This is a genomic window from Bifidobacterium sp. UTCIF-38 (assembly GCF_006454495.1).
In the GTDB taxonomy this organism is placed as follows: Bacteria; Actinomycetota; Actinomycetes; order Actinomycetales; family Bifidobacteriaceae; genus Bifidobacterium; species Bifidobacterium callitrichos.
Window position 1 is genome coordinate 1 of sequence record NZ_JFAL01000019.1, and the last position, 16,924, is coordinate 16,924.

A 16,924-nucleotide genomic window follows, 5' to 3' on the forward strand; every position below is an offset into this window, starting at 1 on the left:
TCCCGACCAATTGACCGACCGGCAGGACGAATCCCTCACCGCATTGGGGAACACGGACCCCAAGGGCCAGCTCTACCGCGCCTGGCAGCTCAAGGAACTCCTGCGCACCCTGCTCAAACACCCCATCGGACAGGCCAAGGGCGAGTTGAACCACTGGGTGTTCTGGGCGTCCCACAGCCGCATCCCCGAGATCGTCGAACTCTCCAAAAAGATCCGCAGACGCCGCCCCGACATCCTGCGCACCATCGAACTCGGCTACTCCAACGCGAGACTCGAGGCGTTCAACAACCGGATCAAGGTCACCATCCGTATGGCCTACGGCTTCCACCACGTCGACAACCTCATCGCCCTGGTCATGCTCCGATGCGGCGGCCTCGACATCCGACTACCCCAACCCACCAACTAACCCACGAAAACAACAGAAGCCTCACATTTCTCCAGCTCCTCACAAGATCGTGAGGAGCTTTTTATGTTTTCATAATGTTTTATAATCTTTATGAATGTTTCATAATTCTCCTGAAAGGACTGCTATGGTCAGGGCGAACGGGAATCCCTTCAAGCCCAGTGCAGGCCATACTCCCCCATTGCTGATAGGCAGGGATGAAGTCATCGATGATTTCACGGAGGGACTGGGCGATGGCCCTGGCGCCCCATCACGTCTGATGCGCATCACCGGCGCCAGAGGTGGCGGAAGCATTTGAGGACACCTTCTCCGAATCCGGCATGACGATTGCCGGTCAGGCGCTGAGCATCGCCACCGAAGCCACCTATGGCTACCCGTTCATGGTGCAACTGGTCGGCTACCACATCTGGCGGCTCGCCAGCCGCCTGCATCCTCTGGATCCCGTCATCTCCATGGAGGACGCGGAGCAGGGCATCGCCAAGGCGCTTTCCCGACTGGGAGACATGGTGCACGGTCCGGAACTGGACAGCCTCTCCCCCGTGGACAAGACATACCTATTGGCGATGGCCCAGAATGACGGTCCTTCCTCAACATCGGTGATAGCCAACCGCATGGGCAAGGATCTCGGCTACGCCAGCACGCCGCCTACATCCGCATGAGCATCGATCCGGGCAACTGACGGGATGTCACCACCAACGGAATGTCACCGCCGCAACTCTACTTCGCGAAGTACTCCTCGACCGCGGTGCTCAGATCGGCGATGTCGTCGATGATGCGGTAGCAGCCGTGCTCCTTGAGCTCGCCGGGTTCGGCGTATCCCCAACCGCAGCCGAGGCAATCAAGTCCGCATGCCAGAGCGCCGTCTGCATCGGTCCAACGGTCACCGACCATGAGCGCCCTGTCGCCGGCGGCCGCGTCGAAGTCGATGTGTTCGAAGCAGTAGCGGATGACCTGTTCCTTGGTCAGACGCGAGTTGTCCTTGCTGGCTCCATAGATTCCGGACACCATCGGCGTCACGCCGAATCGATCGCAGATCGGCTTGGCCTGGTATTCGGGCTTGCAGGTGGCCACGGCAAGGTAATAGCCGTCAGCACGCAACACATCAAGCTGCTCGGCGATGCCGTCGAACACCTTGTTGACATAGCGTCCGGCGACCTTCTGTCCGGGGTTGTTCGGGTCATCGAACACGTTCTGGTTGGCGTAGTAGTCGCGGTAGATGTCGACGGCCTCGTCGAGTTTATCCTCCGGGACGTGGTTGCGACGTAGCGAGGTGATGATGGCGGGGCCCACGAAGCGGTGCAGTTCCTCGTCGTCCGGCACCGTCATGCCGATCTTCCTGAAGGTCTCGGTCACGGCCGCGATGATGCCGGGCGCGGAATCGGTGAGCGTGCCGTCCAGATCAAGCAGGACCACGTTCCTCGGATGTTCAGCCATCGGTGTCACTCCCCTGATTATCTCGTCATTTCCATCGGCCACGGGATCATCTGCTCTTGTGCCCCGGGCCGCTTGCCTAGAATAGATTACGTTGTAGCACGGAAGAAAAGTGCCCGGTCCATCGGGCCGGGCACAACGTTCATGCACTGTTCACTCATGACACTCGTTCGCGGTACTCGTATCGCTTATACGTTGCCATCCGTGAGATGCCGAAGGCAATCACTCGTAATCGGGAATCCAGCCGTCGCGATGCATCTGCAGGCGCTTCTCGAGCAGCTCCTTGAGCTCCTCCTCGCTACGACGTTCAAGCAGCATGTCCCAGTGGGTACGCGTTGGCTTGGCGATCTCGTTGGCCTCGGCGTCCTCTCCCTCGCGATGCGCGGTCGAACCGCAACGGCACTCCCATTCGTCCGGGATCTCGGCTCCCTCGGCGAACGGCAGAATGGTGCGGTGCCCATTCGGGCACACGTAGGCGACCTCTTCGCGCGCGGCGAAGTCGACGTTGGAATCGGATTCCAACGACTTCGCACCGATGCTCATGCCACGCAGACTGCGTTCTGCCATAGTTCACGTCCTCCTTATACGACCTATCAACATTACGAAACAGCTCGGACGAGCGTTATATTCCGGTCCGGAAGAGGAACTCAGTCGACACCGGAATAGGATACGACACCTCGATTGACCATTTCGACCGCTCTACGCGCCCGTTTTGCAAGCGATTCGCCGCCAGGGCCGAGATAGGCTTCGGCCGCCGCGATCTGCTGCAGCACGTCGGCAAGCCGCTTGGCATTGCGTACGAAATCGCCACCGGTCAGTTCGACGCCGTGCAGGACGTCCGCCAGATCCCTTCCATCGGCCCACTCGTACATGATGTCGAGAATGCCGGCATCAAGATCGGGAAGCGGATCGAGTCCGTGATCCTCGCACAGGGCGTTGACCTGGTTGCGGATCGCCTTGAGTTCTCCTGCGGCCACGGCGATCGGACCATGCACCGATCCGGGATAGTAGCGCGGTTCGCCACCGAGTCCGCGACGCGCCTCGTACACCAGCAGCGACAGCACAGCCGCAAGACCAGCAGGGGGCAGAAGATCGAGAGCGCCGGTGAGGATCGCCTGCGCAAGCACCACATCCTGTTCGCTGTACAGGCGACGCAGCAGCTGGCCGTGCTCGGTAAGCACGAGATCATGCTCACCTGATTGCTCCAGATACCCGAGTTCGGTAAGCACGTCGCAGATGCGATCGAACTGGCGCGCCACGGAACCGGTGCGTGAATCGTAGCGCTCCTGCGTACGCATCAGTTCGCGCATTTCGCGAGTCCACCGGTGCCCCCATTTGAGATGTTGCTGCAGATCGGGGCATTCGCGACACGGATGCTGCTGCTCCTGCCTGCGCAGATCGCCGATACGTCGATCCAGATCGCGGAACGCATCGGAACGCGCCCGATCAGAGGAGAAGGCCGTGTGTTTGAGTCGATTGCGTTCGGTCTTCTCAAGATCGCTCAACTGCATGCGAATGGTCATGAACTGTCTGAAATCACCGTGATCGCATGCAAAGGCGCGCTCGTAGCCCTCGATCGCCTCACGGAGCGTGGCCATGCGCGATTCCAGCTGCCATGCGGAGGCATTCGCCTCCCACTGTGCGAAGGAATGGTCGAGCGTGATGCGGCTGGTCTCGTAATCACTGGCGTTGAGCAGGTTCACCGCCATGTTGAACGTGGCCTTGAAGCTCGAGTGCAGCGGATAGACGCGCTTGCTGGAGAGCGCCGCTGCCGTGGCCGGGACGAATCCTCGATGATCGACGACAATCGCGTGTCCGATCGTGTCGATGCCGCGGCGTCCGGCGCGGCCGGTCAGCTGGGTGAACTCCCCCGGCGTCAGCGCCACGTGTCCGGTGCCGTCGAACTTCTCCAGCTTCTCGACCACGACGCATCGTGCGGGCATGTTGATGCCGAGGGCCAGCGTCTCGGTGGCGAAGACCATCTTGACGAGTCCCTCCTCGAACAGTCGTTCGACGATCTGTCGGAACAGGGCCACCATGCCGGCATGGTGGGAGGCGAACCCCTCCTCGAGTGCGAATCGGAAGCGGGAGAAGCCCAACGCCTTGAGATCATCCTGCGAGAGCTGCCCTTCGACCATCTCGTCGACGATGGCGCGGATACGCTTCGCCTCCTGTTCGCTAGTGAGCTCGAGCCCGGCGTTGATGCACTGCTCGACGGCCTGATCGCATCCGTTGCGGGAGAAGATGAAGTAGATTCCGGGCAGCATATCGAGGAAGTTGAGTTCGTCGACGACGGCCCACCGACGCGGCGTATGCCGTTCCGGCTTGCGAGCCGGCGCCCCCGCTCGCCCCCGACCCTTGCCACCGTGGCCATGATCATGGCCCTTGTGAGGACGCTCCGCGCCGGCACGTCTTGCAGCACGCCGGTCGAGCTGGTCGAGGCGATTGGCGAGTTCGGGATTGACCTTGGTGGTCTGCTCACCTGAGTCGTCACGCTGATACAGGTCGATGATCTCCGGCTCGGTGCGGTCGTCCTGCTGAACGATGACATGCTGTTCGAGGGGAACCGGACGGCGCTCGGAGACGACCAGTTCGGTATCTCCCCTGACCGATGAGATCCATTTGCCGAAATCCTCGACGTTGGAGACCGTTGCGGACAGTGCCACGATGCGTACGCGCTCGGGCAGATGGATGATGACCTCCTCCCACACCGGTCCGCGGAACCGATCGGCGAGGTAGTGCACTTCGTCGAGGATCACGTAATGGAGCGCATCGAGTGTGGTGGAGTGCTCGTAGAGCATATTGCGCAGTACCTCGGTGGTCATCACGACGATGTCCGCTTCGGAGTTGATCGAGGTGTCGCCGGTGAGCAGACCCACCTTGTCCTGACCGTACACGTCGACGAGATCGTGGTATTTCTGATTGCTCAGCGCCTTGATCGGCGTGGTGTAGAACGCCTTGACGTTGCGCTCCTGTGCGAGATAGACGGCGAAGTCGGCCACGACCGTCTTGCCGGCTCCGGTGGGTGCCGCGACGAGGACGTTTTTGCCGGCCTCAAGCGCTTCGTCGGCCTGCGTCTGGAAGTCGTCGAGTTCGAACGGCAGGGTACGCGCGAAGCGTGACGCCACACTCGAGGTGCGGATCTGACGCTTCCTGAACGCGGCATACCTCGCGGCGGGCGAGGACATGACCGCATCGTGATCGCCGTTGCGGTGTTTCTTTGTGATATTGCTCTTTGTGCTCATTTATCCGAGAATGCCGTGACGCCAACGCCGCCATGCCTGAACATGGCGGTCTCGTCTGGCTTCCTTCCTGAGGATCACGCCGACGTGCGCCTCTTCGTAGCGCTCGGCGGCGACCTTCAACGGTTGCGTGAATATCGGTGCCTCGTCAGGATTTTCCTGATCGACCGGCTCACTCATACGTGTGAGCCGATCTCCGATCCGTGCACCGGTTTCGGAGATCACCGACAATGCGGCGAGGGCACGTCGGAATACGTAGATGCCACCGATGACGAGCATGGCGATCATGAACAGCGCCAGCAGCAGCCAGATCCACCAAGGCATGACTCTTCCCCTTAATCCGCGTTAATCCGCGTCGCGTGCGGCGATACTCAGCTCGCGCTGTGCACGGGCCACGATCATCGTACGCAGCGTCTCGGGCGCAACGGCGACGATATGACGTGCATGTGCGATGCAGAACGCCACAAACCACGAATCGGATGAGACGATGAGATTCACCTTCTCGCCGTCACCACACGGCGTAACGGTGGCACCGGGCAGGTTCTTGACGAAGGACATATCCTTCGTGTCGGTGATGAACGCCGCAGCGGTTCCGTTGTCGAAGCTCCACTTGCGCAGCTCGCTCAACGGCATGTCCGGAATATCCAGACGCGTGGTCGGCTCGACGAGCTTCGCCTGTTCGATGCGGGCGATGCGAAGCACCTGCCAGGTGCGTGGCTTGCCGTTGGCCTTGTTGATGGCGGGATTCTTCAGGATGATGTCCTGCTTGTCCGCCGGAGCCGCTTTGGCCACATCGGTCCATACGGCCACGTAGTACACGCCTTCATCCACATAGATCTTGACCGGTGCCACGAGACGGCGACGATTGTTGCCGGCACCGTCCGTGTAGGTCATGTCAAGCAGGGACTGCGACGTGATGGCGCGCTTGACCATGCCGAAGTTGTGTGGTTCGAGTTCGTAGCCGGTCAGGCTCAGCCACGGGGTCTGACCGGGCTTGACATGCTGATGCAGACGATGATAAAGGCTTTCGGCCTGGGCCCGCTGATCATCCGGGAGCAGCGGCGAATGGGCCAGATAGCTGACGGATGCGGTGAGCATGCTCAGATACTGGGGTGAGATGCCGGCAAGCCGTTCCAAGCCGAGCGAATTGGTTGCCGATACGATGCCCTCGGCATCCAGCAGTGACCAGTCGATGTCGAAGAACTGGCTTCCGGCCATCTCGCCGTCATCGGAAACGGTGGTGAGCGTGTTGATGTCCTTGTGGATCACGTTGACGGACTTCTTGAGTTCCTCCGGGGTGCGGGGACGGCCGATGAACCGTTCGGCGAGTTCCTCGAGCGAGAACTCCTCGCCCAGATGCGCGGAGAGGAACAGCATCAGCCGGAGACGACGATCCACCTCGCTGCCGGTCTGGAACGACGACTTCTTGGAACGTTGCTTGGAACCGTCGTCCTCGTCCATCTCCCGGTCGTTGTCGGTTCGAGTGGTGTCGGCGGAGACGACGGCCTTCTTCTCGGCGTCGGCGTCGGCCAGAGCCAGCGCCTCGGCGGCGACGAGACGGCGGTGGAACGCGTCGGCCGCCTCCTGGGGGCTGACGATCGAGGCGCCCGGATGCTCGAGCACGTACATGGCCAGATCATCCGAATCGGTATATGCCACGTTGATGTGCTCGCCGTCCACGTCGATGGTGGCGGCGAAACGGCGTGAGTCGATGACCTTGACGAGTGCGTCCGGAATGGTCTGCGTGCCCAGTCCCGGGGCGATCGAATCGAGGCCGAGACCCGGAATCGGGGTCTGGGGAACCCTAGGCGCCGTGCGGGAGGCATGGCTGCTTGCCGCCGACTGATCGGATTCGCTGGACATCGACATGGACCGTGCCAGATAGTTCGCTGCGGCCAGGACAGGCATGTCCTCCGGGTCGAAGCGCAGCCGTACGCGCGGTTCGTCTCCCAGCTGAAGACGATAGGAAGCGAAGTCCTGTCCTTCGGATTTGGACGAATATTCGGGCTGACGTGACTCGATGGCGATTCCCATGGCCGCCAGCTTGGCGCGATCGCGCTGGAACTGCTTGGCGAAAGCGGCCTTGGCTGCCTGATCGGCCAGCTCCCCGTAGGAGTCGGCGTACGCCTTGACTCGTTGCGCGATCTGACGTGAGGTGAGCCACTGCGGGAATGCGGATGACAACACGGCCAGCACATCGAGCTCGTGCTTACCCCACTTGTCCGAAAACCGCCGCCTTCCGGTACTACCTTCTGCCATTAGTCCTCACGTATCGTTAATCTTAAATTTCAACTGCGTGCATAACGCAACTTCCATCTATATTAACTGTGTTTTCAGGCCATGAGGTGCCTTTCGCTAAATTTCGGTCTCAAATTTTTGCCTGACGCCGGTTCGATGCCGGTTCGATGGGCCGGATCCCGCTGTTCGGACCCCGACAATATCCGCTTCACACGGTATATGGCCGATGGGTGGACGCGTATCCGTCTGCACGCGTCCGGGACATGCCGAACGGCGTGTCGCAACGGGGCGAGTGCAGTTTTCGAGAGAGGCGCGATGACGGGGATTCAGGCGGTCGTGACCAGATCGTTCACCCATGTGCGGGCGTCGTGCAACGCGTCGAACGAGCGGTGGACGACCTTGCGGTCCATCGACGTGACTACCACCTTATCCTCGACGGATGCGGGGAGACCATACGATTCGGGAACGATCACCGTGGCGTCGTAGGTGAGATTGGGAGTCAGTCGCGTGATACGCGCCTCGATGCCGTTCGGCGCATCCGCAAGGATCGCCTGATAGTCGAAGACGGAACGCTGTTTGATGAACATGCTTGGTCCTTTCGAAAAATGGGAAACAGGGCCGACACCCTAGGAGGGTTGGTCCGCCCGATGCTAAAAATGGGATAACAAGTGCAGAAAGCAGCAGAATCGACGATATTGAAATCGATGGTGGCCAAGTTAGCCCACCGTCGAGACAAACGGCGATTAAGCTGGATGGAGAACGAATCGACGTCAGTCAGGGAGGTTGTTGATGACGGCGAAACCGATGAGCCGTGATGAGATGCTCAGGATGTTGCGTGTTCACGACGGCGAGGTGCCGAGCCAATGCTCGATGCTCGAAGGACTCGAGTCGGCCCGGAGCACGCTTGCGTCCATGCCCACGCTTGAGGAGCTGTCCCGCAGGGAGCAGGGCAGGCTCGGTGCCACCCGGCACTGAGCCTTGATCGTCGGGTCCGCCGACGGGGTTGCTGGTGGACCCATTGCATCGTTTATTCGACAGTTATTCGACAATCGTCATTTCAGCGCTGTGATAAGCGCCTGCATGGCCTGGTTGCCTGGAAGCTCAGCAACGTCCGTGACCTGATCCACGACGCCGTTCACACCGAACCGCGCGATGGAGTCGTCGCCGGTGTAATCGACGGACCGGAATCCGTGACGTCTCCACGCGAGACGTTGCACGTCGGAGGATGTGAGCAGATCAAGCAGTCTCTCCCCCTTCTCATCCAGAGCCATGAGCGTATGCGTGCTCCAGACTGTGGGCGTGGGATAGGCGATGACGATATCGTCCTTGACCTGCTTGAACGCGTCCGGCTTGTTGACTGCAAGATCAAGTATCTGGCTTTCGTATCCCACGGTCATGGGTTTGGAACCGACCCCGAGAGTGAGAAACTGACTGAACGAATCCTCGCTGGAGGTCTCCATCCATCCCGATTTCTCGAAGATGGCCTTCACGCGTGGGCCGTCTCGTGTGACCGATTCGGTGGTGGCGGGTGCGCCGCCGTTCATGACGGTGGCGATGAGGGCCGCGTATTCGTTACCGGAGTTCGATTGGACGGGATCGGTCGAGTCGATGCGGAACTGTCCGTAGCCGGCGGCGTACCCCACGTCCGTCCATGATCTGTTCGCCTCCATGGCCGTGACCGCCTTGGCCATGTCGATGCGATACACACCATCCTTCACGCTCATGAGCCCCGTGGACACCAGACCGTCGGCGACGGCCTTATGCGTGTAGATGACGATCGGCGAGTTGAACACGATATCGCTGCGCACGGCCTTCACTCCCTGCGCCTTGCCGTATTCGACGGCGATGCGGGAGGAGGGGAACAGATAGTCGAGGCCCTTTCGATTGGCGTCCATCATCGCAAGGCTTCCGGCTTTGCGATACGAGACATCGAGACCCTGTGCGGCGGCGATCCTGCCGAACTCGGGATCGTCGAACAGGCCGATCTTCTCTCCTCCGAGATATCCGTCGACCGTGACGGTTCTGGTCGGTTGGGAGGTCGTAGGGGCGGGACGGGAGGCGTTCCATACGACCAGCCCGAACACGATGGCAACCGCCGCCAGCAGGGCGATCAGTCCGATGAGTTTTGCCGGGATTCGTTTCGTCTCCATGTGGCTTCCCTCCCCTATCCGTACGGGTTCATGCGATGATTCCAACGATACGCGGGATGCGGCGAGTCGATGTATCCGGTCGCGTATCGTGAAGCGCATGGATCGCGTGCGTATAATCTTCGATTTTCCCGATAGGGCCTCCGCGCGCGCATGGCTGTTCCGTCTGCGCGAATTGGGATTGGAATCGCCGAAGGCGACTGTGGAGGACGAACAGCAGCTCAACGTCAAGCGCAATGGCCCCAAGCTCGCCCGTTGGCTACTCACCCACGAGGGATGGCATCTCGTCGCGGACGCCGCGAACCGTTCGGCGGCGCGCAAGGCCGCATACAAGATCAACAACGGCATTCGACGCGGATTCGAGACGGGGGCCTTCGAGGCTAGGGCGCGGCTGGACGAAAGCGGTTCATGGATCGTTGAGGCACGCGTCCGCCCCCGTGCCGATGCGATCGGCGAATCGGGGGCGGACATGGATCCGTTGTTCTGATTCGTTCGTCACTCGGGGCTCTTCAACGCGCCGACCATGTCGATGCGGTCGAGAGAGCGGTTCGTGGCGAGTTCGACCAGCACGGTGAACAGCAATGCCAGCAGCGCGGCAACGGCATAGCAGTACCATGCCACATTCGGCACGATGTTCATGCCCGGCAGATCGAGCTGACTCAGGAGGAATCCGAGCAGGCCGCGGCCGCACGGCAGACCGATCGCGATGCCTAGGCAGGCGAGCAGCAGCATCTCCTTGTTCACGTACCCGTGCACCTCGCGCTTGCGGAAGCCCAGCACCTTGATGGTGGCGAGCTCGCGTTCGCGCTCGGAGATGTTCGTGGAGGCGAGCGTGTAGAGCACCACCACGGCGAGGATGGCCGCCATGACGACGATGAAGCCGATCATCACGAAGAAGATCATGAAGCTCTTGCCGAAGTCCCTCATCTGCTTGGCGGCACTCGTCACGGACAGGTATTCGTCCTGCGAGGCCAGCCGGTCGGCGAATGCGATCTGCGCGTCGTCATCGCCCTTCACCTTGATGAGGTCGGCATTGAGCGTCAAATCCGTATCACTGTCGATGTCGAAGGCGGCGCGGTATGCGCTTTCGGACATGACCACGATGTTGCCGGTGTAGTACTGGGCCACGCCGGTCACCTGCACCTCGGTCGTGTTGTTCGTCGCGTCGGCCAGGGAGACCCTGCTTCCCTTGGACAGCGATAGGGTTTTCGCGGCGTTGGCGGTGACGATCGCGGATACCGAATCGGAGGTGTCGAGCGTGATCGTCTCCCCGTCGCTCGTATGCAGATCAAGGTAGCCGTCGAGGGATTCGCCGTCGGGCACGACCATGAGCTGCGCGGTGAGCTTCTCGTCGGAGTCGCTGCCGTCGGATCCCTCCGTCTGCCCTGCCGTTGAGGACAGCGTGCCGCTTTCGATGTGCATCGGCAGCGAGGATTCAACGTCATGGTTGCTGTCGAGGTCACGCTGCGCCGCATCATGGTCGGCCGGTGAGGTCGCGGCCATGATGTCGTATTTCGCGATCTCGTCGAACTGGCGAGGCATGAGCGTGAGAGCCGACGAGCCCATGCCGAATCCGGCGGTCATGAGCGCGGTGCAGCCGAGCACGCCGATGATCACCATCAGCGCGCGGGACTTGTATCTAAACAGGTTACGCGCGGTCACCTTGCCGAGGAAGCTCAGGTGGTTCCAAATGAAGCCGATTCGCTGCAGCAGGATGGTTCTGCCGGCCTTTGGCGCCTTCGGACGCAGCAGTTCGGCTGGGTTCAGCCGTAGCGAGCCGGCGCATACTGCCATCGCGCTGCCGGTGATGAGCACGAGGAACAGGGCGATGCCGCCCAGTCCGATCGTCCAGTCGATGAGTAGCGGGTAGGTGGGGATCACGTACAGCAGGTGCAGCATGCGTTTGGTGAACACGAACGGCAGTCCGAGCAGGCCGATCAGGTCGCCGATGGCGCCGCCGACGAGCACGGCGGCTGCCGAGTAGATGAGGTACTTGAGCATCGTCTCGTGCCGCGTATAGCCGAGCGCCTTGTAGGTGCCGATGAGCTGGCGGTCCTCCTCCACCATGCGTGCCACCGCGGTCAGACTCACGAGGATCGCGATGACGAGGAACAGGATCGGGAACAGCTTGCCGAGACGACTGATCATCTCGGATTCGGTCTTCACGTCCGCCCAGCTGGCAAGGACGCTGCGGTCGCGGATGACCCATGTGGCGGAGGGCATGGCATCGAGCTTGTCATCCAGCTGTGATTCGGCCTCGTCGATCTTCTGCTCGGCGGCCGTTTTGGCGGGGTTGCCGTCCGGCAGGGCCGCGAGCTTCGCCTTCTGCTCGTCAAGCTGTTGCTGGACGGGTTCGCGGATGGCGTCCTTGACCGTGCCCGTGCGTGTCTGTTCACGCTCGGACTGGATCTTCTCGATGTTCGACTGCACGTCGGACACGCGCTCGAGGTAGGCGTCATCGTAGGTGTTCATCGCGTTGGCCTCGTCCACCCTGATCGCGGCGGACGTGTACGGCGTGTTGTCGTCGGCCACCGCCTGCGGGGCGACGAACAGTGGGTACACGGTCTTCGTTGCGGTCACGAGTGCGAGCGGTCCGGTGGGGTTGACGATGTCGTTCGGATCGATGACCGTGCCGACGATCGTGTAGTCGCCGTCCTCGAACGTGCCGGTCGATTCATCGGCTGTGCCTGACGTGGAGGACAGGGCCGACACTGCCGACGCTGTCGACTCGTCGGGGGTGAACGTGAGCGTATCGCCGATCCTCTTGCCGCTGTCGGTCAGATACTGGCTGGTCACGGCGATCTCGTGTGCAGCCTTGGGAAGTCGTCCCTCGGTCAGGTACGGTTCGTCGATGTGGCGGTCGTTGAGCGCGGTCACGGTGGCCGACGCCTGCCTGTCGTCGATCTTCGTGTACGCGTTGGAGGAGCGTACGCCGGCGACCGCGGACACGCCGTCCACGTCTCGCAGTGCGGCGATGTCGTCATCGTCTAAGCCGAGCGTGGAGACGATGCTCAGATCATGCATCGACGTCGTGTCGAGGAACTCGTCCATGCCCGCGCGCAGGTCGTTGCTGATCGAGGAGAGCGCGCCCATCATCATCACGCCGACCGCGCAGATCACCGCGATCGCCGCGAAGCGTTTACCGTTGCCTGCGATCGCGCGCCAGGCGTCCTTGTAGAGTACGGTGCGTTTCGTGCGCGCATTGCGCGCGCCATGTGCGTGTCCCATGTCGTCTCCTACCATTCGATGTCGGCGATGGGCGTCGGGTTCGGGTTGTGCTTGATCTCGGTGACCTTGCCGGAGCGGAAGCGGATCAGACGGTCGCCCATCGGGGCCAGCGCGGAGTTGTGCGTGACGAGCGCGACGGTGATGCCGCGATCGCGGCAGGCGTCCTGCAGCAGCTGGAGGATCTGCTTGCCGGTGTTGTAGTCGAGTGCGCCGGTCGGTTCGTCGCACAGCAGGAGCTTCGGGTTCTTGGCGAGGGCGCGCGCGATGGCGACGCGCTGCTGCTCGCCGCCGGAGAGCTGCGCCGGGAAGTTGTTGAGTCTCTCCCCCAGCCCGACCTTCTTCAGGGTTTCGCGGGCGTCGAGCGCGTCGGGGCAGATCTGGCTGGCGAGCTCCACGTTCTCAAGGGCCGTGAGGTTGGGCACAAGGTTGTAGAACTGGAACACGAATCCGACGTCGAAGCGGCGGTAATCGGTCAGCTGCGCCTCGCTGGCCTTGGTCACGTCCTTGCCGTCGATGGTGACGGTTCCGGAAGTGGCGCGGTCCATGCCGCCGAGGATGTTCAGCGTGGTGGATTTGCCGGCGCCCGATGCGCCGAGGATGACGGCGAGCTCGCCTTTTTCGATGTCGAAGGTCGCGTGGTTCAGTGCCAGCACTTCTGATTCGCCGCTGCCGTAACGGCGCACGACGTCATGGAATTGAAGGAAGGGCATGGTGGGTTTCCTCTCTTGTGATTACTCGACAGTATGTCGTCGCATCACACGATAATGAGGTCGACGGCAATCATCAATCGACAATTTCCCGTGATATATCGAGTGATTCCCCGAGTGATTCAAGGAGCGTGAGTAGTGGCCAGGAAGAACCCGGAACTGACCGGACAGACCATCAGGAACATCAAGGAGGCCTTCTGGAAGCTGTATGAGGAGAAGCCCATCGAGAAGATCAGTGTGAAGCAGATCACCGATCTTGCCGGCTACAACAGGGCCACGTTCTACCTGTACTTCTCCTCGGTGCGCGACGTGCGCGACCAGATCGAGGACGATCTGCTCGCCCGGCGAGACGCGATGCTCGATGCATCGGTGCATGACGGCAAGCTCGACATCACCCCCGAACTGACCGCCCTGCCCGTGGCGCTGTCTCGCTACGGCAGGGTACTGCTCGGTCCGCATGGCGACCCGAAGTTCGTGGCACGCGCCGAGGAGAGCGTCTGGCCGTACATCCAACCCATTCTGTTCCCGGACACCCCGAACGTCGAGGACATCAAAGACCCGCAGGAACGACGTCGGCTGGAACTGCTCAAGCATTTCTATCTCTCTGGCATTCTCGGTATCCTCCGTGCGGCGATCAACGATCGCGATCTCATCGACCCCACCGAGATCGGCAGGTTCATGTCCGAGGAGCTGCTCCCACGCATCACCCCGCATACCGCGGACGCTGGCGAAAACCAAACAGCCAAGCCCAGCGGGCATGCCGCCCCGATAGGCATGGACGGCGCCGGACGCGACTCAGGTTCGCGCGGATACGCCGCGCCGGGTCAAATACAGCACGTACCAGGCGACGGGCAGGGTGAGCAGGCCTCCGGCGATGAACACCCATGAGATCGGGATCACGTCGGCGAGCGGGGCGAAGATCAGCATGCCGAGCGGCATGCCGAACGTGGCGAGCGTGGTATCGAGACCGAAGACGCGGCCGGTCATCGACTCGTCGGATTCGGACTGCATGATCGTGCGCATCGGACCGACGCAGATGGCCGACGACATGCCGTTGAGCACGTTGATGACGAGATAGGCGAGCAGGTTGGGAGCGGTGCCGAGCCCGATGACGGTGACGCCCACCATGGCGATGCCGAACACGACCATGCGCATCTGTGAGCGGCCGTCACGCAGCACCTTCGCGCCGATCGTGGACATGAGCGCGCCACCGAGCAGCATGCCCGCGCTCCAGCCGAGCTCATTGGCGGCGAGCTTGTCGGACGCGGTGACGAGGTTCACGAATCCCAGATGCAGGTCGATGCCCTCGTATTCGCGGGTCATGAGCAGCAGCGTCAGATTCATCGGGGCGACGGCCACGAAGCACGTGAGCGCGTCGCCTACGATCACGCCCTTGAGACGCGGGTTGCCCATCGTGTAGGCGAAGCCGGACTTCAGATCCGCGAACGTGCGCTTGAGCACGGCGAGCGGCAGCGGTCCGTCCGGCAACGGCTCCCCTGCTGCGTCGGCCACGTCGGCATCTACCTTTGATCCGTCCGCCGGACGTTTCGCCGGCACACGGATCATCGCGACGAAGCCGACGCCAATGACCGCGGTCGTCACATCGACCAGCAGGATCGACCACAACGGCACCATGTTGATGAGCACGGCGGCGATCGCCGGCGCGACGATCATGTTCGCCGAATTGATGACGCCGTAGATCGAATTGACGCGCAGCAACTTGCCCGTAGGCGTCACATCGGGGATGAACGATTGGACCGCGGGCATCTGGATGCCGCCGCCCGCCGAGCGGATGAACAGGACCGCGAAAATCACCGCGAGGTTCGCCCATCCCAGCGCGAAGCTCACGGACAGGAACACAGTGACGGCCGCGATGACAAGGTCGGGCAGCATGATGAGGATCTTGCGGTTGTACCGGTCGGCCATGGGGCCGCCGAACATGGAGACGATGGCCTGCGGCACCACGCCGAACAGGGTGGCGAACAGCATGGACGCGCCGGTGCGCGATTCGAGGACGATCCACCACCACAGGGCGTATTGGACGATGCTGGAGCCGAGCAGGGAGAACGCCTGGCCGGCGAGCAGGAGCGCGACGCGGCGCATCCAGCCGTCCTCGCGCCGGTCATGTGCGATTGCCGTCGTTTCGACGGCACGGTTGTTCTGAGACATGGATGTGTTCTCGGACTTTCTTCGTTGGGCGCATACGTGGGAAACGTGGCGTATCGCGCCGTTTGCTTGATGACAATGATGGATGGCGATGATCGGGCGTGCCTTACGCGCATTTGGGTACAGCTTCGCTTGGGCTCGAACGGTCGCGGTTCGGGCCTCAGTACTCGTATCGGCCCAGCAGACCATCGGTCTGTGGGCACATGGTCATCAGTAGGGAACACATGGGTTCAGAGCGTATACGTATATGGCGACCACATGGGCGTGAACGTTGATGCCCATGTCGTCGCCATAAACGCCGTGATTCGGCACGCGCCCTCGTCGGCCGCGTGATGTTCCGTCAGGCAAGGTCAATCGGTGTTGCCGACCCGTCCAGATACGCTGCGCACGCCTTCGCACAATACTCCCAGACAGCCTTCTCCCCTTGCGGAGAGATCCATTTCGGGTTGATGCGCTTGGGCTTGCGGTTACCCCAGAACTCGCCGCTCACCCCTTCGACGCTCGGAGAGGTAGCCATCAGCACGCTGGTTCTAGCCCCGTGCGCGGCGGTTCGCATGAACGGCGTCCACAGGATGACGAGCGGTAGCATGAACGGCGACTTGCGCAACGATTCGCGCTGCAATCCGGTGACGGCCGATCCGGGTTCGACGGTGTTCACGGTGATGTTGGCGACGCCGGCCGCTTTGAGCCGCGCATCGAACTGCCGCATCAGCCACCATACATACAGTTTCGAGGAACCATAGGCGCGCACGAGCGAATAGGAGTGTTCGAGTTCGATGTCATCGAGCCGGGGTGCGCCGCTTTGCCGGTATGATTCGCTGGACACGGTGACGATGCGTGCGGACGGGCTGTTCGCCAGCATCGGTAGGAGCAGGTTGGTGAGCAGGAACGGCGCCAACGTGTTGATCGCGAACGTGCGCTCGTGCCCTTCGGCCGTGGTCTCGCGCTCGTTTCCGAATTGCCCTCCGGCGTTGTTGACGAGCACGTCGAGACGGCCGTACCGTTCGTTGATTTCGACAGCGAAGCGCGCCACCTCCCTCATCAGCGACAGATCGGCAACGTGACAGGTCACGTTGGGGTTTCCGGTTTGTTCGATGACCCAATCGCACGCGTGTCGAGTCTTGTCCGGGCTGCGTCCGTGCATGATGACGGTGTGACCCTGCGAGGCGAGCGCAAGCGCCGTCCGTTTACCGATGCCTCCGGATGCGCCGGTGACGAGTATGATCTTCGCGCCTTCCCTGCTCTCCGGGTGTCCGATCGCGTGATTCATGGTGCCATCGTTCATGGTGGTTCCGTCCTCCGTTCCGTCCGTTGCGGTGGCTGTTATCCTGCGTGTCCCGCGCGGATGCGCCGCCGATGTGA

Annotated in this window: 15 protein-coding genes and 2 pseudogenes; 5 read left to right on the forward strand and 12 right to left on the reverse strand. The window is 61.8% G+C overall.

The features are described 5' to 3' along the window. Together BW11_RS06215 and BW11_RS06220 are read left to right on the forward strand one after the other, a co-directional pair. Nucleotides 1-406, forward strand: a 406-nt coding sequence (locus tag BW11_RS06215) for a transposase (RefSeq protein ID WP_140476352.1), incomplete at its 5' end; no start/stop codon positions are given. A 278-nt stretch (nucleotides 407-684) separates the two neighbouring features. Then, the gene (locus tag BW11_RS06220) at nucleotides 685-1,062 is read left to right on the forward strand and encodes a hypothetical protein (protein WP_140444963.1); all 378 of its coding nucleotides are present in this window, start codon (nucleotides 685-687) and stop codon (nucleotides 1,060-1,062) included. 58 nt (nucleotides 1,063-1,120) lie between these two features. Here BW11_RS06220 and BW11_RS06225 read toward each other — a convergent pair whose 3' ends face one another. The 7 genes and pseudogenes from BW11_RS06225 to BW11_RS06250 all read right to left on the reverse strand — a co-directional run bounded on the left by BW11_RS06225 (nucleotide 1,121) and on the right by BW11_RS06250 (nucleotide 7,901). After that, the gene (locus BW11_RS06225; RefSeq protein WP_140444964.1) at nucleotides 1,121-1,837 is read right to left on the reverse strand and encodes an HAD hydrolase-like protein; all 717 of its coding nucleotides are present in this window, start codon (nucleotides 1,835-1,837) and stop codon (nucleotides 1,121-1,123) included. Between the two features lie 219 nt (nucleotides 1,838-2,056). Continuing rightward, entirely contained in the window at nucleotides 2,057-2,401 is a 345-nt protein-coding gene (locus tag BW11_RS06230) for an RNA polymerase-binding protein RbpA (RefSeq protein WP_043166477.1), read from the reverse strand. 80 nt (nucleotides 2,402-2,481) lie between these two features. Further along, a complete protein-coding gene (locus tag BW11_RS06235; RefSeq protein WP_258184567.1) occupies nucleotides 2,482-5,022 on the reverse strand; it encodes an RNA helicase in 2,541 nt (846 codons plus the stop codon). Between the two features lie 57 nt (nucleotides 5,023-5,079). After that, nucleotides 5,080-5,400, reverse strand: a complete 321-nt coding sequence (locus BW11_RS06240; protein WP_043166473.1) for a hypothetical protein — start codon at nucleotides 5,398-5,400, stop codon at nucleotides 5,080-5,082. A gap of 21 nt (nucleotides 5,401-5,421) precedes the next feature. Then, nucleotides 5,422-6,504, reverse strand: a pseudogene (locus BW11_RS12030) (helix-turn-helix transcriptional regulator); the annotation flags it as partial. 95 nt (nucleotides 6,505-6,599) lie between these two features. After that, nucleotides 6,600-7,335, reverse strand: a pseudogene (locus BW11_RS12035) (WYL domain-containing protein); the annotation flags it as partial. A 305-nt stretch (nucleotides 7,336-7,640) separates the two neighbouring features. Beyond that, nucleotides 7,641-7,901 carry a hypothetical protein gene (locus BW11_RS06250; RefSeq protein WP_140444967.1) on the reverse strand — a complete coding sequence of 87 codons (261 nt, stop codon included), beginning with the start codon at nucleotides 7,899-7,901 and terminating at the stop codon, nucleotides 7,641-7,643. Between the two features lie 202 nt (nucleotides 7,902-8,103). Between BW11_RS06250 and BW11_RS06255 the strand changes: the two genes are divergently transcribed. After that, nucleotides 8,104-8,289 (forward strand): hypothetical protein, encoded by a 186-nt coding sequence (locus BW11_RS06255; RefSeq protein ID WP_140444968.1) that lies wholly within the window; start codon nucleotides 8,104-8,106, stop codon nucleotides 8,287-8,289. 77 nt (nucleotides 8,290-8,366) lie between these two features. Here BW11_RS06255 and BW11_RS11830 read toward each other — a convergent pair whose 3' ends face one another. Further along, nucleotides 8,367-9,464, reverse strand: coding sequence for a substrate-binding domain-containing protein (locus BW11_RS11830; protein WP_181162520.1), 1,098 nt, complete (start codon nucleotides 9,462-9,464; stop codon nucleotides 8,367-8,369). An 88-nt stretch (nucleotides 9,465-9,552) separates the two neighbouring features. Here BW11_RS11830 and BW11_RS06265 point away from each other — a divergent pair, with 88 nt between their 5' ends. After that, the gene (locus BW11_RS06265; protein WP_375137644.1) at nucleotides 9,553-9,948 is read left to right on the forward strand and encodes a hypothetical protein; all 396 of its coding nucleotides are present in this window, start codon (nucleotides 9,553-9,555) and stop codon (nucleotides 9,946-9,948) included. Nucleotides 9,949-9,956: 8 nt separating this feature from the next. Here BW11_RS06265 and BW11_RS06270 read toward each other — a convergent pair whose 3' ends face one another. Both BW11_RS06270 and BW11_RS06275 read right to left on the reverse strand, forming a co-directional pair. After that, the gene (locus tag BW11_RS06270; protein WP_181162521.1) at nucleotides 9,957-12,689 is read right to left on the reverse strand and encodes an ABC transporter permease; all 2,733 of its coding nucleotides are present in this window, start codon (nucleotides 12,687-12,689) and stop codon (nucleotides 9,957-9,959) included. 8 nt (nucleotides 12,690-12,697) lie between these two features. Continuing rightward, the gene (locus BW11_RS06275; protein ID WP_140444970.1) at nucleotides 12,698-13,399 is read right to left on the reverse strand and encodes an ABC transporter ATP-binding protein; all 702 of its coding nucleotides are present in this window, start codon (nucleotides 13,397-13,399) and stop codon (nucleotides 12,698-12,700) included. A gap of 135 nt (nucleotides 13,400-13,534) precedes the next feature. Here BW11_RS06275 and BW11_RS06280 point away from each other — a divergent pair, with 135 nt between their 5' ends. Next, a complete protein-coding gene (locus BW11_RS06280; protein ID WP_140444971.1) occupies nucleotides 13,535-14,284 on the forward strand; it encodes a TetR/AcrR family transcriptional regulator in 750 nt (249 codons plus the stop codon). On the opposite strand, the gene BW11_RS06285 is transcribed toward BW11_RS06280, so the two are convergent. Next, nucleotides 14,192-15,499 (reverse strand): MFS transporter, encoded by a 1,308-nt coding sequence (locus tag BW11_RS06285; RefSeq protein ID WP_258184578.1) that lies wholly within the window; start codon nucleotides 15,497-15,499, stop codon nucleotides 14,192-14,194. The genes BW11_RS06280 and BW11_RS06285 overlap by 93 nt on opposite strands. 403 nt (nucleotides 15,500-15,902) lie before the next feature. Continuing rightward, nucleotides 15,903-16,847 (reverse strand): SDR family NAD(P)-dependent oxidoreductase, encoded by a 945-nt coding sequence (locus BW11_RS06290; protein ID WP_219846726.1) that lies wholly within the window; start codon nucleotides 16,845-16,847, stop codon nucleotides 15,903-15,905. Nucleotides 16,848-16,924: the final 77 nt, after the last annotated feature.